The sequence below is a fragment of the Streptomyces sp. NPDC004126 genome, from assembly GCF_050275515.1.
Taxonomy (GTDB): domain Bacteria; phylum Actinomycetota; class Actinomycetes; order Streptomycetales; family Streptomycetaceae; genus Streptomyces.
The window spans coordinates 21,768-39,461 of sequence record NZ_JBNNPF010000015.1 but is presented as its reverse complement, the minus strand read 5'-3'; the positions used below and the strand labels follow the sequence as shown (position 1 = coordinate 39,461).

The 17,694-nt window shown below is 75.2% G+C and carries 14 protein-coding genes; 10 read left to right on the top strand and 4 right to left on the bottom strand.

The window, feature by feature from the left end; all coding sequences use genetic code 11:
• Nucleotides 1–6 precede the first annotated feature (6 nt).
• Nucleotides 7–759: an amino acid ABC transporter ATP-binding protein gene (locus ACQKM2_RS16465; protein ID WP_042804020.1), complete on the top strand. Its 753-nt coding sequence runs from the start codon at nucleotides 7–9 to the stop codon at nucleotides 757–759.
• A gap of 107 nt (nucleotides 760–866) precedes the next feature.
• On the opposite strand, the gene ACQKM2_RS16460 is transcribed toward ACQKM2_RS16465, so the two are convergent.
• Complete coding sequence (locus tag ACQKM2_RS16460) at nucleotides 867–1,640, bottom strand: class I SAM-dependent methyltransferase (RefSeq protein ID WP_427710295.1); 774 nt, start codon at nucleotides 1,638–1,640, stop codon at nucleotides 867–869.
• 90 nt (nucleotides 1,641–1,730) lie between these two features.
• Here ACQKM2_RS16460 and ACQKM2_RS16455 point away from each other — a divergent pair, with 90 nt between their 5' ends.
• Nucleotides 1,731–2,360 (top strand): CGNR zinc finger domain-containing protein, encoded by a 630-nt coding sequence (locus tag ACQKM2_RS16455; RefSeq protein ID WP_427710293.1) that lies wholly within the window; start codon nucleotides 1,731–1,733, stop codon nucleotides 2,358–2,360.
• On the opposite strand, the gene sodX is transcribed toward ACQKM2_RS16455, so the two are convergent.
• Nucleotides 2,264–2,683, bottom strand: coding sequence for a nickel-type superoxide dismutase maturation protease (gene sodX, locus ACQKM2_RS16450; RefSeq protein ID WP_427710291.1), 420 nt, complete (start codon nucleotides 2,681–2,683; stop codon nucleotides 2,264–2,266). The genes ACQKM2_RS16455 and sodX overlap by 97 nt on opposite strands.
• A gap of 174 nt (nucleotides 2,684–2,857) precedes the next feature.
• On the opposite strand from sodX, the gene sodN reads away from it, so the two are divergent.
• Entirely contained in the window at nucleotides 2,858–3,253 is a 396-nt protein-coding gene (gene sodN / locus ACQKM2_RS16445) for a superoxide dismutase, Ni (protein ID WP_007266490.1), read from the top strand.
• Between the two features lie 157 nt (nucleotides 3,254–3,410).
• Here sodN and ACQKM2_RS16440 read toward each other — a convergent pair whose 3' ends face one another.
• Nucleotides 3,411–4,472 (bottom strand): hypothetical protein, encoded by a 1,062-nt coding sequence (locus ACQKM2_RS16440; protein ID WP_427710289.1) that lies wholly within the window; start codon nucleotides 4,470–4,472, stop codon nucleotides 3,411–3,413.
• A 270-nt stretch (nucleotides 4,473–4,742) separates the two neighbouring features.
• Nucleotides 4,743–4,928, bottom strand: a complete 186-nt coding sequence (locus ACQKM2_RS16435) for a DUF6104 family protein (RefSeq protein WP_007266501.1) — start codon at nucleotides 4,926–4,928, stop codon at nucleotides 4,743–4,745.
• A gap of 142 nt (nucleotides 4,929–5,070) precedes the next feature.
• Here ACQKM2_RS16435 and ACQKM2_RS16430 point away from each other — a divergent pair, with 142 nt between their 5' ends.
• The 7 genes from ACQKM2_RS16430 to fxsT all read left to right on the top strand — a co-directional run bounded on the left by ACQKM2_RS16430 (nucleotide 5,071) and on the right by fxsT (nucleotide 17,628).
• A complete protein-coding gene (locus tag ACQKM2_RS16430) occupies nucleotides 5,071–7,158 on the top strand; it encodes a trypsin-like peptidase domain-containing protein (RefSeq protein WP_427710287.1) in 2,088 nt (695 codons plus the stop codon).
• 115 nt (nucleotides 7,159–7,273) lie between these two features.
• Nucleotides 7,274–8,284 carry an AAA family ATPase gene (locus ACQKM2_RS16425; protein ID WP_427710285.1) on the top strand — a complete coding sequence of 337 codons (1,011 nt, stop codon included), beginning with the start codon at nucleotides 7,274–7,276 and terminating at the stop codon, nucleotides 8,282–8,284.
• A 6-nt stretch (nucleotides 8,285–8,290) separates the two neighbouring features.
• Entirely contained in the window at nucleotides 8,291–11,563 is a 3,273-nt protein-coding gene (locus tag ACQKM2_RS16420) for an SAV_2336 N-terminal domain-related protein (RefSeq protein WP_427710283.1), read from the top strand.
• 67 nt (nucleotides 11,564–11,630) lie between these two features.
• Nucleotides 11,631–11,840, top strand: coding sequence for an FxSxx-COOH cyclophane-containing RiPP peptide (fxsA, locus tag ACQKM2_RS16415; protein ID WP_042801776.1), 210 nt, complete (start codon nucleotides 11,631–11,633; stop codon nucleotides 11,838–11,840).
• A gap of 97 nt (nucleotides 11,841–11,937) precedes the next feature.
• Nucleotides 11,938–13,206, top strand: coding sequence for an FxsB family cyclophane-forming radical SAM/SPASM peptide maturase (locus tag ACQKM2_RS16410; protein ID WP_427710281.1), 1,269 nt, complete (start codon nucleotides 11,938–11,940; stop codon nucleotides 13,204–13,206).
• Nucleotides 13,203–14,543, top strand: a complete 1,341-nt coding sequence (locus ACQKM2_RS16405) for an HEXXH motif domain-containing protein (RefSeq protein WP_427710279.1) — start codon at nucleotides 13,203–13,205, stop codon at nucleotides 14,541–14,543. Before ACQKM2_RS16410 ends, ACQKM2_RS16405 begins: the two co-directional genes overlap by 4 nt.
• A gap of 79 nt (nucleotides 14,544–14,622) precedes the next feature.
• Nucleotides 14,623–17,628, top strand: a complete 3,006-nt coding sequence (fxsT, locus tag ACQKM2_RS16400) for an FxSxx-COOH system tetratricopeptide repeat protein (protein ID WP_427710277.1) — start codon at nucleotides 14,623–14,625, stop codon at nucleotides 17,626–17,628.
• Nucleotides 17,629–17,694 lie beyond the last annotated feature (66 nt).

Sequence of the window (17,694 nt, the reverse complement as noted above, 5' to 3'; positions counted from 1 at the left end):
CAGCCGATGGTCAAGGCCGAAGGCGTCCACAAGTCCTACGGCGCCGCCCACATCCTGCGCGGCATCGACCTTGAGGTCGCCCCCCGCGAGGTCTTCTGCCTGGTCGGCCCGTCCGGCTCCGGCAAGTCCACCTTCCTGCGCTGCATCAACCACCTGGAGCGCATCAACGCCGGCCGGCTCTCGGTCGACGGGCAGCTGGTGGGCTACAAGCAGAAGGGCGACAAGCTCTACGAGCTGAAGGACAGCGAGGTCGCGGCCCAGCGCCGGGACATCGGCATGGTCTTCCAGCGCTTCAACCTCTTCCCGCACATGACGGCCATAGAGAACGTCATGGAAGCCCCGGTCATGGTCAAGGGCGAGAGCAGGGCCGTGGCGCGCGAGCGCGCGGTGAAGCTCCTGGACCGCGTCGGCCTCGGCACCAAGGGCGGGAACTACCCGTCCCAGCTCTCCGGCGGCCAGCAGCAGCGCGTGGCGATCGCCCGCGCGCTGGCCATGGAGCCGAAGCTGATGCTCTTCGACGAGCCCACCTCGGCCCTGGACCCGGAGCTGGTCGGCGACGTCCTCGACGTCATGCGGGACCTGGCCGAGTCGGGCATGACCATGATCGTGGTGACCCACGAGATGGGCTTCGCCCGCGAGGTCGGCGACAACCTCGTCTTCATGGACGGCGGCGTCGTGGTCGAGTCCGGCAACCCGCGCGACGTGCTGGGCAACCCGCAGCACGAGCGGACGAAGGCGTTCCTGTCCAAGGTGCTCTGACCGGTGCCCTTACGGGTGCCCGGACCGGTGCTCTGCCCGGTGCCCTGAGCGCTCGGCGAAGGGGCGGTACGGATGTCCGTACCGCCCCTTCGCGCTGCCGCCGGAAGTTACTGCTTCAGGCCTAGGACCAGCGCGTCCGAGGGGGAGCGCCAGACCGTACGGGCCTCCGCGAAGCCCGCCTCCCGCAGGGTCCGGGCGTGCCAGAACTCGTCGGGGGTGTCCCCGTCGGCGTGCTCCCCGTAGATCGCGAAACGGGCCTTCACCGGCTCGGCCAGCACCGGGTCGGCCGCGGCCAGCGCCCACCAGTCCCGCCAGTCCAGGACCCCGGCGGCCTTCGCCCGGTCCATCCGGGCGTGCCGCTGCGCCCGGTCGGCGGCGTTGAGCAGCGGGGTGGAGGCGTCGGGCATGTGGTCGGCGTTCATGAAGACCCCGCCGGGGCGCACCAGCGGCGCGATCTGCCCGTACAGCACCTCCAGCTCCGCGCTGGGGAGCCAGTGCAGGGCCGTCGCCGTCAGCACGGCGTCGTACGAGTCGTACGGGAGGGCCGCGCGCCAGTCGGGGTCCTTGAGGTCGGCGGTGACGAAGGCGACCCGCCGGTCCCCGGCGAAGTGGCCGCCGGCGATCTTCAGCAGCGCGGGGTCGAGATCCAGCCCCGTGCTCGTCGCCTCCGGGAACCTTCGCAGCAGCCGGTCCGTGATACTTCCCGTACCGCACGCGAGGTCCAGGACCCGGGGGGAGGGGCCGACGAAGGCCTCGACCATGTCCAGCATCACCCGGAACCGCTCCTCGCGGTCGGGCATGTACCACTCCTGCTGGCGGTCCCAGCTCTCCTGCCAGGCCCGCCAGTCCGTACCGAACGAGCCAGTCACAGCGTCCGCCATCCCGAACCCCTCCACACGTAATACCCTCGAAGCCAAAGCAGCCGTTACTCGGCTGATGCCGACACTAATCCGCAGCCGTAAGGACTACAAGTGGAACTGGCCCATTACTCGGACTTCGCCGTGCGCCTGGTCAACACCGAGGAGCCGGCCCGCAGCAAGGACGCCCTCACCTCCGTGGACGACGTCCGCGCCCTCTTCGGCGCCAGCGTCCAGATGGCCCGCCGGGTCACCGACACCGACGTCACCCGCTTCCGCAACGTCCGCGGCCGGCTCCGCGCCGTCTTCGAGGCCGCCGACGGCGGCGACCACGCCCTCGCCGTCGACCTCCTCAACTCCCTCCTCATGGAGTTCCCCGTCAGCCCCCAGGTCACCGGCCACGACACCGTCCGCGACGACGGCAGCCCCGACTGGCACCTCCACCTCGCCGAGCACCCCTCCAACGCCTCCGCCGGCTACGCCGCCATGGCCGCCATGGGACTCGCCTTCGCCGTCACCGCACACGGCCCCGACCGCCTGGGCCTCTGCCAGGCGCCGCCCTGCCGCAACGCCTACCTCGACACCTCCACCAACCGCTCCCGGCGCTACTGCTCCGACCGCTGCGCCACCCGCGCCAACGTCGCCGCCTACCGCGCCCGCAAGCGGCTGGAGGCCGAGGCGTCCGCACGCAGCGGCCGCACCGCCGACCACACCCAGGACAGCCGCGCCCTCAGCGAACGCTGACCCGCCGGACGCGGCCGCAGCCGCAGGAACGCCACCGCCAGCACCAGCTCCTCGGGGACCGCGCCGTAGTCGGTGCTGTCCCCGGTCTCGTTGAACGGGTTGTCCCCGAGCATCCACCAGCCACCCGGCCGGTGCTCCGCCGCCCGCTTCACCACCAGCAGGTCCTGCTGCAGCGGATGCCGGAACACCACCACGTCACCCGGCCGGACCAACGCCCCGTACCGGACCGCCAGCCGGTCCCCGTGCACCAGCGTCGGCACCATCGACGGCCCCGTCACCTCGGTGATCCCCACGCGCACCCGCGCCCGCCTGCTCCGCACCATCTCCGGCCTCCTCATCGCTCCCCGCATGCTGCCGCACGGCCCCGTACGTTCGCTCACCCCCGCTCGGCCGGGGCTGGACTTTTGTCCTAAGCCCATGGGGGCGCCCGCGATTTCCGGATTCTCAGCGAGTAATCTCCACCCTTGAGAAGACGATCACGAGGAGGACCCACTCCAATGCTTTCCCGCTTCTTCGCCCCCAAGGTGAAGGTCTCCGCCCACTGCGACCTGCCCTGCGGCGTGTACGACCCGGCCCAGGCCCGCATCGAGGCCGAGTCCGTCAAGGCCGTCCAGGAGAAGTACCAGGCCAACGAGGACGCGGACTTCCGCGCGCGCGCCATCACCATCAAGGAGCAGCGCGCCGAGCTCGCGAAGCACCACGTCTCGGTGCTGTGGAGCGACTACTTCAAGCCCCCGCACTTCGAGAAGTACCCCCAGCTGCACACCCTGGTCAACGACACCCTGAAGGCCCTCTCGGCCGCCAAGGCGTCGAACGACCCGGCGACCGGCGCCAAGGCCCTGGAGCTCATCGCCGAGATCGACCGCATCTTCTGGGAGACCAAGGCCGCCTGATCTCAGGTGCCCCGGGGATTCCCCTGCGCTGCTGCTCAGAGCGCACATGACAACGGCCCGACCGCTCCGCGCGGCCGGGCCGTTGGGCTCTCTCCAGATCGTTTGGGAGACGTTCGGGAGATAGGGGGGCGAGGCTCCCCCCGGGGCGGGAGCGGGGTCAGCCGGTGCAGCCGTCGATGCCGCCGGGCGGGGAACAGTTGTCCGGTTTGTTGCGGCGCACCGTGGAGTGGTCGAGGACCACGGCGCCGCCGTTGGCGATGCCGCCACCGATGTTCGCGGTGTTGCGCTCCACGGAGGAGCGGACCAGCACGGTCTTCCCGGCGTTGGCGATTCCGCCGCCGAAACCTTCACCTTCGCCCTTCGCGCTGTTGTCGCGCACCTTCGAGCGGGTCAGCGTCAGCGCGCTGTCGCCGGAGTCGATGCCGCCGCCGGACCTGACCGCGGTGTTGTGCTCCACCGTGGAGTCCGTCAGCGTCAGCGTGCCGGTCACGGGGAAGTCGCCGCCTGAGGAGGTGGAGCCGATCGAGATGCCGCCGCCACTGCCGTCGACCGTGTTGTACTTCACCGTCGAGTTGGTCAGCGCCACCGTACCGGCGGCGCTCGCGACGCCGCCGCCGTTGCCGGCGGTGTTGTCACGCACCGTGGAGTCGGTCAGTGTCACCAGCCCGTTCCCGTTGTAGATGCCACCGCCGCCGGCGGTCGCGGTGTTGTTCTTCACCACCGAGTTGTCCAGCGTGACCGTTCCGAAGTCGCCGGCTTGGGTGCTGGTGCTGAAGATTCCGCCACCGGCACCCGCCGTGTTGTCCTCCACCGAGCAGTCGGTCAGCGTCACCGTCCCGGCGTAGTTGTAGATGCCGCCGCCCTGGGCGGAACCCTCGTCGCCGGTGCCGGTGCCGTGGGTGATGGTCAGCTTGGTCAGCCGCACCCGGACGCCGATGGCGACCGCCACCGTGGAGCCGGCGCGGTTGCCGTCGAGGACCGCGCGCTCCTCGCCGATGAGGGTCAGGTTCTTGTCGATGGTGAACGGGCCGGTGCAGGTGCCCTTCACCCGCAGCGTGTCCCCCGCGGCGGCGCCGTCGATCGCGGTCCGCAGGGCCGTGGGGCTGGTGCGGCAGTCCACCACGGCGGTGCGGCCCGCGGCGGGCGGGGCCGCCACCGCCAGGCCGATGGCCCCGGCGGTCACCGCGATCGTCGCTGCCCGGGCTGATCGCAAGAGCATTCCGGCTTCTCCCGTCTGCGCGCGTGGGGGGCGTGCCCGGCGGCTGCCCGCGTCCGGAAGAACGGATCCCCGACGGGACGGGGGAGTGCGCCGGAAGCGGCCCCCAATCCTTCCAATGGCCGGAGGCGATGACCTGTACAGCTCACAGGCGGCCGTGAGCGGCCCGCGCCGCCGCCGGTTCGTCCACCTCTTTCCGGCCAGCGGCGACACGACCGAGGGGCCCGACCGTACGCGGTCGGGCCCCTCGGTCGTGCGTGCGCGCTGCTCGGACTACTCGTCGTCCTCGTCCTCGTCGTCCAGCCGGGCCAGCCAGGTCGCCAGGCGTTCCACCGGGACCTCGAAGTCCGGGTTCAGGTCGACGAACGTGCGGAGCTGCTCGGCGAGCCACTCGAAGGTGACCTCCTCCTCGCCGCGCCGCTTCTCCAGCTCCTCGATGCCGCGATCGGTGAAGTACAAGTCGGGCTCCGTGCCGTGTGGTGGTGATGGGGGTGTTTCCCGCCAGGATAATCCGCTTACCCCCGAGACCCTCCCGCCCGCCCGTCACCCGGCGCTACCTTGGACGCCCTTCACGGGGCGAGCGGGGAACGGGGGACCGGAGATGCCGGACGGGCGCACGGCCGGATCCGCGCGCGCCTTCGAGCTCCTCGAACCCCTCGTCCGGGCCGCCACCGTACGCGTCCACGCGCCCCCGGACGGGTATGAGACCCCCGGGACGGGGCCGACGTGGGGGAGCGGGTTCTTCATCGCCCCGGGCTGGGTCCTGACGTGCGCGCACGTGGTCGGCGAAGGGGGTGCTGCCGTGCGGCTGGCCGGGCGTGAGGTCGGCATCACCTTCTTCTCCGGGGGAGCCGGGCGTGCCGGGGGCTCCGGGGGCTCCGGCGGCGGCGACGCCACCGGGACGGTCACGGGCCGGGTGGAATGCGTCCTGCCCGAACGGCTCGACGAGCGGCGGCCCGGCCGCCGCGCCCTCTGGGACTTACCCGACCTGGCCCTCGTCCGCGTCCTCGCCCCCGTCACCCACGCCTGCGTCTGGCTCACCGACCGGGCCAGACCCCGTCTCGACGACGCCGCCTACTTCGGCTGCACCGAGGAACTCGGCTTCCGCGAGATCACCGGCCGCACCACCCGGCTGCGCGGCATCGCCGCCGGCGGCGCCGCCATCCGCCTCGGCGACGACGACGAGATCGAAGCCGGCATGTCCGGCGGACCCGTCGTCGACCTCGCCCGCGGAGAGGTCGTCGGCGTCGTCAAGGCCCGCCGCAGCGGAGCCGGCGGCGGCCTCGCCGTGTCCGTGGCCCAGCTGCGCACCCTGCCCATGGCCCCCACCGGCCAGACCGGCCTCTACCGCAGGGTCATGCAGGCCCACGACCTGTACCACTACGACCGGCACCTGAGCGACCTCGACAGCCGCAGGACCTGGACCGACGTGCACGACGAACTCCCCGCCGGCGACGGCGACCCCTACGGCGGCCGCGGCCGCCTCACCCCCGGCGAGCGCACCACCCTGTGCGGGCTCCTCGCCGAACTCCCGCCGCCCGGATCCTCCGAGGCCGTACGGGAGCTCGCCGAGCAGGCCCGGGGCGAGGAGCCCGACACCACCCTGCCCGCCCCGCTCAGCTGGCGCGACGGCCTCGGCCTGCTCCACGACCCGCCCGGCGCGGGCGGCGAGGCCGCCGCCATGCTCCGCTACGCGACCGCCGTGAGCGTCGCCGACCACCGCGAGCCGCCCGCGCCCGGCGCCGACGAGGAACTGTGGGACTGGGTACGCGCCACCGCCGAGCGGCTGTGGCGCCCGCTGCGCCGGGAACTGGGCGAACGGCACGAACGCGGCCTCGCCGAGCGGGAACGCCGCCGGCGCGCCGCCGCCGGCCGGGAGGCGCACGGCCCCGCCCGGCGCCGCACCGGGCTGCCGCCGGGGCCCTCCGTGCTGCTGGAGGCCTGGGCGCACGGCTGGGAGGACGTCTACGACTGGCGGGTGTCCGTCCTGGCCGGCCCGGCCCGCCCCGACCGGGTCACCCCCGTCGCCGCCGGCGTACGCGCCACCCTCGCCGCCCTGCCCGACGCACTGCGCGCCCCGCTCGCCGAAGGGTTCCGCCGGTGCGACACCCACGAGGCGGCCGCGCTCCTCGAAGTCGCCGTCGCACCGGAACTGTTCGGGCTCGCCGTCGACGAGTGGACCGTGTCGGGCGGGACCCCGGTCGGGGTGCAGCGGCCGGTGGTGTTCCGCTCCGGCGGCGGGACCGTCCCGTCCGTCCGGTGGGCGCGGGTGCAGGCCGGCCCGCTCCTGGACCAGCGGGCCGACTGCCTGCGCGGCCGGCCCCGCAGCCCCTCGCCGGGCTGGCTGGCCGGACTGCTCGACAACACCGTCCCGGTGCTCTGCCGGGCACCGGACGCCGAACCGACCCTGGGCGCGCTGCACTCCGTACGCGAGGCCGGCTACGGGGTGGTGGTCTGCCGCAGGCCCCCCGCCGACCCGGGGGCCTCCTGCGCCCCCTTCCACCGGGGGCTGCGCGAGGAACTGGCCGAGGCCGGCCGGGGCGCGGTGCTGCCCCAGCGCCTCCAGGCCCTGCGGCAACGGGCGTACGGGGCGGACCCCGACGCCTACTGGGCGACCGGGCTGGCCCTCGTCTGGGACGACCCGGCCCGCGCGCTGCCCGAGGACGAGCCACTGCGGGGCGACCTGTGACCCGGCGGCCCCCCGGCCCGGCCCCTCCGCCGCCGGCCGGCACAACGGGAGCCGGAGCCGGAGCAGGGCCGGGAGCGGGGTACGGGTGGTGCGGGACGTGCGGGAGGGAGCGGGTGTGAACGAGGAATGGCTCATCTACCGGGGCGTGGGCGAACCCCACGACGGGATCGAGGCCCTGCCGGAACCGCCGCCCTGGCGGGACTTCGACGGCGGCCCCGCCGTCGAACCGGGCGGCCCCGCCGCCGCCCCCGACGGGAACGTGGCCCGCCGCCTCGGCGCCCACCGCCAGGCCGCCGAACTGCACCGGCCCGAACCGGAGGAGCTGGAGGCCGTCAACGCCGCCCTCTACCTGCGCCGGCCCCTCCTCGTCACCGGCTACCCCGGCACCGGCAAGTCCACCCTCGCCCACGCCGTCGCCCACGAGCTGAAACTCGGCCGCGTCCTGCGCTGGCCCGTCGTGTCCCGGACCGTCCTCCAGGAGGGCCTCTACCGCTACGACGCCCTCGCCCGCCTCCAGGACGTCCAGATCGCCGCCGGCACCGGTTCCCCCGGCACCCCGCCCGGCATCGGCCGGTACATCCGGCTCGGCCCCCTCGGCACCGCCCTGCTGCCCACCGAACGCCCCCGGGTCCTGCTCGTCGACGAACTCGACAAGAGCGACATAGACCTCCCCAACGACCTGCTGAACGTCCTGGAGGAAGGCGAGTTCACCCTCCCCGAACTCGAACGCGTCGCCGACTCCGAACCGGAGGTGCAGGTCCTCACCGACGACGGCGCCAAGGTCACCGTCCGGGACGGCCGCGTCCGCTGCCGCGCCTTCCCCTTCATCATCCTCACCAGCAACGGCGAACGGGACTTCCCCGCCGCCCTGCTGCGCCGCTGCATCCAGCTCAAGCTCGGCCAGCCCGGCGAAAAACGCCTCGCCACCATGGTCCGCGCCCACCTGGGCGAGGAGGCCGCCCAGCTCGGCGCCGACCTGATCCGGGAGTTCCTCACCCGCTCCCGCACCGAACTCGTCGCCGCCGACCAGCTCCTCAACGCCATCTACCTCACCCACTACGCCGCCCCGCCCAGCCGGGACGACCTCGCCGACCTGCTCATCCAGCGCCTCGACCGCCCGAGGTGAGCCGCCGTGCCCCAGGAACCCGCCCACCCCGACGGGGCCGCGGCCGCGGACATCCGCACCCTCGCCGGGCTGCTGCGCGCCGCCGGCCTCGACCCGTCCGCCGAGGAACTCGCCGACGCGCTCTGGCTGGCCGCACGGGCCGGCAGCGCGGCGGCCCGGCCCGCCGGCACCGCCCCCGAACCCGGCTCCGCCCACCCAGGTGAACCGGCCGGACCGCCCGGACCCGCCGACACCGCCGGACCCCCGGAGCCGGCACCGGAGGAACCGGAGCCCGAGGACCCGGTCAGCCTCTACCCCGCCGGGGAACCCCCGGCCCCCGACACCGGGGCCGCCGCCGAGATCCCCGTCGCCGGCGGGGTCCCCGTACGCGTGCCCGGGGCGGCCGCACTGCCCCGGATCCTGGAGATCCAGCGGGCCCTGCGCGCCCTCCAGCGGCACCGGCCCCCCGGCCGCCCCACCCGCACCGTCCTCGACGAAACCGCCACCGCCGAGGCCAGCGCCCGCGCCCTCGGCCTGGTCATCCCCGTGTTCCGGCCGGAGACCCGCCGCGAGGCGACCGTACGGCTCGTCATGGACGCCTCGCCCTCCATGGCGGTCTGGCGGGAGATGTTCGAGGAACTCCGCTCCGTGTGCGAGCGCCTCGGCGCCTTCCGCGACGTCCAGGCCCACCACCTCCACCGGCTCCCCGACGGCACCGCCGCCGTCGGCCGCGGCCCCGCCCCGGGCCCCGGACTGCGCTCCGGCGACCAGCTCCGCGACCCCACCGGCCGGGCCCTGACCATCGTCGTCTCCGACTGCGCCGGACCGCTGTGGCGCGAGGGCCGGGCGCAGCGGCTGCTGCACCGCTGGGCCGAGTGCGCGCCCTGCGCCGTCGTACAGCCCCTCCCGCAACGGCTGTGGGCCCGCAGCTGGCTGCCGACCGAGCGCGGCCTGCTGGAACGGGCCGGCGGGAGCGGGGGAGCGGGCGGCGGGCCCGCACTGCGGTTCCGGCCCGACCGGCCTCCCCGGCCCGGCCGCCCCACCGGCGGCCTCACCGTGCCCGTGCTGCCGCCCAACGCCACCGCCCTCGGCGCCTGGGCACGGCTCGTCGCCGGACTCGGCACCGGCCCCGTCCCCGCCGAGGTCGGCCGCGTCCTCGCCCACCACCCCGCCGCCCCCGTACCGCTGCCCCCCACCGCCCGCCCGCCCCGCGAACTCGTACGCCGGTTCCGCTCCTCCGCCGCGCCCGGCGCCGTCCAGCTCGCCGTGTACCTCGCGGCGGCGCCGCTCACCCTGCCCGTCATGCGGCTGGTCCAGCGCACGATGCTGCCCGACTCGGAACCCTCCGACCTGGCCGAGGTCCTGCTCAGCGGACTGCTGCGGCGCAGCGGCGAACCGGCCGGGCAGTGGTACGAGTTCGTACCCGGCGTGCAGGAGGTGCTGCTCGGGCCGCTGGGCCGGGACGAGGCCGCGCTCGTCCTCAAGCACTGCTCCGAGTACGTCCTCGCCCACTTCGGGCGCGGCGTGCGCAACTTCCCCGCGCTGGCCGTCGCCCAGCTCACCGGCGAGCCCGCGGCCGAAGCGGACACCGCGCCCGCCCCCGGACCGGACGCCGGGTGGGACGGCGGCCGGGTGCCGCCCGGGCAGCTCCCGCAGGCCTTCGCGCAGGTCTCCGCCAAGGTCGTGCGCCGCTACCTGCCGGGCCCGCCCGAGGACGCCCCGGAACCCCCCGCACCACCCCTCCCGGCCCCCGTCGCCGACCCGCCGCCCGGCCGCGCCCGGGCCGTCCGGGCCGCCCGGGAACGCCTCGCCGCGGGCCCGCCCGACGCCGACGCCCGGCCCCTGTACGAGTCCGCCGCACTGCTGCGCCGGGCCGTGGCCGCCCCGCCCGGCCCGGAGGACCCCCCGGAGGAGGCCGAGACCGAACTCGCCGGGGTACTGCTGCGGCTGTGGGCCGTCCAGCGCGACCCCGAACACCTCGACGAGGCCGAACGGGCCGCCACCGGCCTGCGCACCCCCGCCGGCCGGGCGGCCCTGGGCCGGGTGCTGTACGAGCGGGCCGTCGCGGCGGGCGCGGCGCCCGAACTGCTGGCCGCCGCCGACCGGGAGTTCGCCGCCGCTGCCGCCGACCCCGCCCTGCACAGGGACTGCGCCGTACTGCGGGCCCGCACCCTGCTCCGGCTGGGCGCGCTGCGCGACGACGCCGGGCCGCTGCACGAGGCACGGGCCGCCCTGGAGCCGGTCGCCGCCGCCGACGGCCCCCCGGACCCCGAACTCCTCCTGACCCTGGGCCGCGTCCTGGTCGCCCTCCTCCCGCGCACCCCGGACCCCGCGGAACGCACCGCCCTGGCCGAGCGGGCCGCCGACACCCTGACCACCGCCCTGACGGCCCTCCTCGCCCCCGCCCCGTCCTCCGGCCCGGACCCCGCCGCCGCCCCCGGACTCGCCGCGCGGGTACGCGTCGAGCTGGGCGCGGCCCTGCTCCACCTGCCCGCACGCCTGGAGGAGGCCGCCGCCCGGCTGGCCCCCGCCCTGGAGGACCCCGCCGGGGACTCCGGGCTGCGGCTCGCCGCCCTGCTGGGCCTGGCCCGCGTCCACCGGGCCCGGTACGCGCGCGACGCCGACCCGGCGGCCCTGGAGGACGCGGCCGAGGCGTACGGCCGGGCCCGGCGGCTGATCCCCCGGGACGGCGAGGCCTTCGGGGAGCTGCTGCCCGAGTGGGGCGACGTACTCCTGGACCGGGCCCGGGCCGCCGGCGGACGGCGCTTCGCCTCCACCGCCGTACGCGTGCTGCGCGAAAGCCGCGCCGCCGTCCCCCAGTCCGACCCCGGGGCCGCGTACCGGCTGCGCCGGCTGGCCGCCGGGCTGCGGCTGAGGCATGCCTACGAAGGGGACCTGGTCGACCTCCGCGAGGCCGAGTACCTGCTGGAGCTGGCCGTCCGGCAGGGCCACGGCCCGCTGGAACGGGCCCGCGCCTGGCGGGAACACGGCGACGTCCAGCAGGAGATCCACGCCCACACCCGCACCGCCGACCGCCTCGACCGGGCGGCCGACTCCTACCGCCGGGCCTGGCGCGCCGCACTGGAAGCCGACCGCGACGAAGGCGCCGACGCGGCACTGCCGCTCGCCGCCCGCGTCCAGGAGCTGCGCGGGGAGGTCCTGGAACGCCTCGCCCGCCCCCGCGCCGCCCTGGACGCCTACCGCGCCGCCCTCGACCTCCGGCAGCGACTGGGCGAGGCGGACGGCCCACCGGCCCGGGCCGTCCGGGCCCGCGTACGCGCCCTGGAGGCGGGCACCTGAACCGTTTCCCCCCGCCGGGCGCAGGGAAAGGGCAGTGGACCACACACGACAAGGGGACGGGCAGCCCATGGGGACCGGACGTCAGGAAGCGGCAGCAGCACCACCGGCCCGTCCGTGCCCCGGGCCGCGGCCCGGGCTCCCGGACCTCACCGGCATCGACCTGGCCGCACTGCGCGGGATCGACCACCCCGTGCTCTCCGAGATCATCGACGGCCTCGTCGACCGGGTCACGCACCCGGCCGAGATCCTCAACGCGTTCGACTCCGGCGTCGCCTGACGGCCGCCGCCCCGCGCCGGAGTTGACCACTTTCCGCCGTTAGCCGGGCCCCCGCGGAGGGCAGGGATGGACCGTCCGCAGGGGAGAGGTACAGGCGATGAGCCAAGCGATCACGAGCGGTCCCGTGCCGCCCGTGCACCGGACCCTCGCAGGTCACGCCCGCCACGCCCGCTGGCCCTACGCCCGGCTCGACGTCCCGGGCCTGCGCGCCGCCGGCCACCGCCCGCAGCCCGTCCGGCAGTTCGTCCTCAAGACCCACAGCCGCTGCAACCTCGCGTGCACCTACTGCTACGTCTACGAGATGGCCGACCACAGCTGGCGCACCCGCCCCGCCACCATGGCCCCCGAAACCGCCCTGCGCGCCGCCGAACGGATCGCCGAGCACGCCGCCGCCCACCGACTGCCCCGCGTCGACCTCGTCCTGCACGGCGGCGAACCCCTCCTCGCCCCGCCCGCCGCCCTCGCCGCCCCCGTGGAGGCCGTCCGGGCCGCCGTCGCCCGGCACACGCCCCGCACCCGCGTCACCGCCGCCGTGCAGACCAACGGCACCCTGCTCACCGCCGGCCGGATCGCCGCCCTCGCCGCCGCCGGCATCCGGGTCGGCGTCAGCCTCGACGGCGGCCTGCCCGCCCACAACCGGCGCCGCGTCGACCACACCGGCCGGCCCGGCTTCCACGCCGCCGCCCGCGGACTGCGCCTCCTCGCCCGCCACCCCGACAGCTACGCCGGGGTGCTCTGCGTGGTGGACATCGCCCAGGACCCCGTCGAGACGTACGAGTCCCTGCTCGCCTTCGCCCCGCCCAGCATCGGCCTGCTGCTGCCCCTGGCCAACTGGAGCACCCCGCCGCCCGGCCATACCGGGCACGGGACCCCGTACGGGGACTGGCTCCTCGCCGTCTTCGAACGCTGGTGGCACGACGGGGCCCGGCGCACCAGGATCCGGATCTTCGAGGAGGTCATCGCCCTGCTGCTCGGCCTGCCCGCCGCCACCGAGACCCTGGGCCTGGCACCCGTCACCACCGCCGTCGTCGAGACCGACGGCAGCATCGAACAGGCCGATTCGCTGAAGTCCGCCTACGAAGGGGCCGCCGCGACCGGCATGACCCTGGACCGGCACAGCTTCGACGACCTCCTCGACCACCCCGGCTTCGCCGCCCGCCAGCTCGGCCGGGACGCCCTCGCCGCCGGCTGCCGCAGCTGCGAACTCGTCGAAGTGTGCGGCGGCGGGCACTACCCGCACCGCTACCGGGCCGGCGACGGCTTCCGCCAGCCGTCCGTCTACTGCGCCGACCTCCAGGCCGTCATCCGGCACGTCGCCCACGCCCTGCACCGGGCCGCCACCACCGCCGGGCGGGCCGCCTCATGACCCACGGCACCGACACCGACACGGGCACGGGCACCGGCACCGGGCTCCCCGCCCAGCGGACCGCCGCCGCGCCCCCCGCGACGGCCCGGCAGGACCTCGCCCGCTTCGCCGTCACCTCCCACACCCTGCGCGCCCTCGCCTCCACCGAACCCTCCGAAGAGGGCACCCGCCTCGTCCAGGACGTACGCCGCTCCAAGCGGCTGCTCCTCCTGCGCGCCGTACTCGACGCCGCCCCCGGCGCGGAGACCGCCGAGCACTGGGCCCTGCTGGAGGAAGCCGAACGCCAGGACCCCGCGGCCGTGCACGACGTCCTGCACTACCCCGCCACCGGCGTCTGGGCCGAGGAGACCCTGCGCCGCCTGCACGCCCCCCAGGGACCCCCGCCCGACCTCGGCCACCTCGGGGCACTCGCCGCCGCCGCGGCGCTGCGCGCCGGAATCGGCTTCAAGACCACCCTGCGCCCCGTCAACGGCCGCCTCGTCCTGCCCACCCTCGGCCTGCTCCGCCCCCACGGCCCCGGCCGCCTCGCCCTCACCGAACGCTCCTGGGACACCGCCGACGCCCTCCCCCTGCACACCCTCCCCGGCGCCGCCACGACCTCCCTCGACGACCTCGACCCCTACCGGGTCCCGCCCCCCGGCACCGCCACCGGCCCGGCCGCCGTCCGCCCGGCCCGCCGGCTCACCCCCAAGGGCCACAAACGCTGGGACATCCAGTGGTCCGGGGCGCACACCCTGCTGGGCCGCTACGACTCCGCCCGCGCCGGGGAGATCGGCCTGCTGCTGCGCTCCGTGGTCCCCCTCGCCGGCGGATCCCGCTCCACCGGTGCCACCCTGCCCGCCGCCGCCGGCTCCGTCCTGGCCCGCGCCCAGGCCCCGCCCGCCCTCGCCGCGACCCTGGTCCACGAGGTGCAGCACGGCAAACTCGCCGCCCTCGCCGACGTCCTCACCCTGCACACCGCCGACCGCACCCCCCGCCACTGGGCCCCCTGGCGCGCCGACCCCCGCCCCCTGGAAGGCCTCCTGCACGGCACGTACGCCCACCTCGCCCTCGCCGGGTACTGGCAGCACGCCGCCCTCTACGGAGCCCGCGGCGCCTGGGCCCAGCACGCCCGGATCCGCGCCCAGGTCGCCGCCGTCCTGCCCGCCCTGCGCGCCCACCCCGCGCTGACCGTCACCGGACGGGAGTTCGTCGACGGCATGACCGCCGCCGAACGCGCCATGGACGCCACCCCGCCGCCCGGCGACCAGCACGCCGCAGCCCGCCGCGCCCTGGAACGCGAACGCCGCGCCTGGTGCGAGGCACACCCCGAACTCGCCCCGTTCGTACGGGTATGACGCCCCGTCCCCTGCGGTACCTTTCAAGCCGAACCGCCCCGCACCCCGTCCAACGAACGGACCCCAGGGAGACGGCCGCATGACCGGTACCGCCATGCGTCACGACCGCGACGGAGCCGCCCCCGCGCAGCGCTTCGTCATCAGCTTCGCGGGCTTCAACCGCCCCTGGGCGGTCTGGATCGCCCACCGCCTGGAGGAACACGGACACCGCGTCGTCCTCCAGCGCTGGGACCCGCAGGGCAGCCCCGGCGGACTCACCGAGGCCCTCGACGACCTGGCCCGCGCGGGCGGCCGGATCCTCGTGGTCCTCAGCGAGCGCTACTTCTCCGCCGGCACCCACACGGACGAGGAGTGGAACACCGCCCTGCGCACCGTCACCGCCTCCCACCCCGACCGGTTCGCCGCCGTCTGCCTCACCGACGCCCCGCTGCCCAGCGCCGTCGCCGCCCTGGAGAAGACCGACCTGTGGGGCCTGGACGCCTACGAGGCCGAATACCGCGTACTGCGCCGCCTCGACCTCGCCACCGACCGCATCGGCACCGAGAGCGGCCGCCGGGGCCCCCGCTTCCCCAACGACCCGCCCGAGATCTGGGGCCGCGTCCCGCGCCGCAACCCCCGCTTCACCGGCCGCAACGACGTCATCGGCCGGCTCCGCGACGCCCTCACCGAGGCCCCGCCCGGCGCCTCCACCGTCACCCTGCTCGGCCTCTCCGGCGTCGGCAAGACCCAGGTCGCCACCGAGTACGCCTACCGCTTCGCCTCCGAGTACGACGTCGTCTGGTGGGTGCCCGCCGAGGACCGCCCCACCCTCCGCGAACGCCTCGCCGACCTCGCCCCCGCCCTCGGCCTGCCCCGCGGCGCCGGCAGCTACGGCGAACAGATCCGGGCCGTACTGGAGGCCCTGCGCCGGGGATCCCCCTACCACCGCTGGCTGATGGTCTTCGACGGCTGCGACAACCCGGACGACCTCACCGACCTGCTGCCCTCCGGCGCCGGCGACGTCATCATCACCTCCCGCAACCGCGAATGGGCCGCCCGGCACACCAGCCTCGTCGAAGTCCCCCTCTACGCCCGCCCCGAGTCCGTCACCTTCATCCGCCGCCGCGCCCGCCGCCTCACCGGCGACGAGGCCGACCAGCTCGCCGACGCCCTGGAGGACTACCCCCTCGCCCTCGACCAGACCGCCGGCTGGCTCGCCGACTCACCGCTCGGCGTCGGCGAGTACCTCACCCTCCTCCAGCACCGCCTCGACTCCCACGAGGCCGTCACCCTCTCCGACGACTACCCGCTGCCCTTCCCGACGGCCCTGGCCATACTCCTCAACAACGTCCGCGAGAACTTCCCCGACGCCCTCGCCCTGCTGCGGCTCTTCGTCTTCTTCGCCCCCGGCCGCGTCCCACTGCGCCTGCTGCGCGAATTCCCCGCCGACGGCGTCCCCGAACACCTCGCCGGGATCCTCAACGACCAGATCCGCTGGAACGCCGCCCTCAACAAGCTCGTCCAGTTCTCCGTCGTCCGCCTGGAGTACTCCGACCTCTCCGTCGAGGACGGCGGCGGCCTGGAGACCGTCCAGCTCCACCGCATGGTCCACAACATCGTCCGCGAGAACCTCGCCGAGGACGAGTCCGACCAGCTCTCCCGCGCCGTCCGCCAGGTCCTCGCCGCCGCCGACCCCGGCCGCCCCACCGACTCCCGGCTCTGGCCCCGCTACGCCGAACTCATCCCCCACCTCGACCACGCCGGCGTCCTCACCAGCAGCAACCCCCGCATCCAGAACTTCCTGCTGCACTGCCTGCGCTACCTGATCCTCGCCGGCGAGTACCGCACCTGCCTGCGCCTGTCCGAACAGACCGACGCCGTATGGCGCGCCATGCTCGGCGACGACCACGACCAGGTCCGCGAGCTCAGCTACCACTACGGCGGCGCCCTGCGCATGCTCGGCCACTTCCGGCAGGCCGAGACCCTCGCCCGCTCCGTCGCCGACCGGCTCCTCGCCGAACGCGGCGACCGCGACCTGGAAACCCTCCGCGCCACCAGCACCTACGCCGGGGTCCTCCTCAGCACCGCCAAGTTCGACGAGGCCCGCGAACTCCTCGAACACGCCTTCGCCAGCTACCGCGAACTCCTCGGCGAGGACGACTCCACCACCCTCGGCGCCCAGAACAACGTCGCCGTCGCCCTGCGCCTCCTCGGCCGCTACCAGGAGGCCTACGACACCGACCTCGACACCCTGCGCCGCCGCGAACGCGTCCTGCGCGTCCGGCACATCGCCACCCTCTCCTCCGGCATCGGCTGCGCCATGGGCCTGCGCCTGATGGGCCGCTACCGCGAAGCCCTCGCCCGCCAGGAACAGGGCCTCAAACTCCACGTCCAGGTCCTCGGCGCCAACCACCCCCAGACCCTGCGCGCCGAACACAACCTCGGCCAGTGCCTGCGCCGCACCGGCGACATCCCCGGCGCCGGCTCCCGGCTGCGCAGCGTCCTGGAACGCTCCACCCGGGTCTTCGGCGCCGAGTTCCCCTGGACCCTGATGGTCGCCTCCGACTACGCCACCTACCTGCGCGAGTACGGGGACATCGAGGAGGCCCGCCGGATCTCCGAGGAAGTCGTACGCGGCTACCAGTCCCAGCTCGGCCTTGCCCACCCCTACAGCATCGGCACCGTCGGCAACCTCGCCCTCGTGCTGCGCGCCCAGGGCGAGCGCACCGAAGCCCTGAACCTCGCGGAACAGGCCCTGGTCGGCATGCGCGGCGCCCTCGGCGACCACCACCCCTGGACCCTCGGCTGCGCCCTCAACGCCACCGGCCACCGCAACATCACCGGCCGCCTGGACGCCGCCCTGGAACTCAGCCGCGAGACCCTGCGCGGAGCCGAACGGGTCCTGGGCCCCGACCACCCGATGGCCCTCAGCGCACAGATCGCCCTCGCGGCGGACCTCCGCGCGGTCCGCGAGGACGCGGAGGCCTCCAAACACGAGGACGCCGGCCTCAAGGCCCTCACCCGCACCCTGGGCCCCCAGCACGTCCACACCGTCTCGGCCCGCCAACAGACCCGCCCCTACTGGGACTTCGAACCGCAACCCTGACCGACGCCGGAAGGCCCGGCCCCCCAGGTGGGGGGCCGGGCCTTCCTTCTTCGTGCAGGCCGCGTC

Coding starts and splice junctions, on each gene's coding strand:
- ACQKM2_RS16465 (WP_042804020.1), top strand. CDS start 7: ATGGTCAAGGCCGAAGGCGTCCACAAGTCCTACGGCGCCGCCCACATC.
- ACQKM2_RS16460 (WP_427710295.1), bottom strand. CDS start 1,640: ATGGCGGACGCTGTGACTGGCTCGTTCGGTACGGACTGGCGGGCCTGG.
- sodX (WP_427710291.1), bottom strand. CDS start 2,683: ATGGTGCGGAGCAGGCGGGCGCGGGTGCGCGTGGGGATCACCGAGGTG.
- sodN (WP_007266490.1), top strand. CDS start 2,858: ATGCTTTCCCGCTTCTTCGCCCCCAAGGTGAAGGTCTCCGCCCACTGC.
- ACQKM2_RS16440 (WP_427710289.1), bottom strand. CDS start 4,472: ATGCTCTTGCGATCAGCCCGGGCAGCGACGATCGCGGTGACCGCCGGG.
- ACQKM2_RS16430 (WP_427710287.1), top strand. CDS start 5,071: ATGCCGGACGGGCGCACGGCCGGATCCGCGCGCGCCTTCGAGCTCCTC.
- fxsA (WP_042801776.1), top strand. CDS start 11,631: ATGGGGACCGGACGTCAGGAAGCGGCAGCAGCACCACCGGCCCGTCCG.
- ACQKM2_RS16410 (WP_427710281.1), top strand. CDS start 11,938: ATGAGCCAAGCGATCACGAGCGGTCCCGTGCCGCCCGTGCACCGGACC.
- ACQKM2_RS16405 (WP_427710279.1), top strand. CDS start 13,203: ATGACCCACGGCACCGACACCGACACGGGCACGGGCACCGGCACCGGG.
- fxsT (WP_427710277.1), top strand. CDS start 14,623: ATGACCGGTACCGCCATGCGTCACGACCGCGACGGAGCCGCCCCCGCG.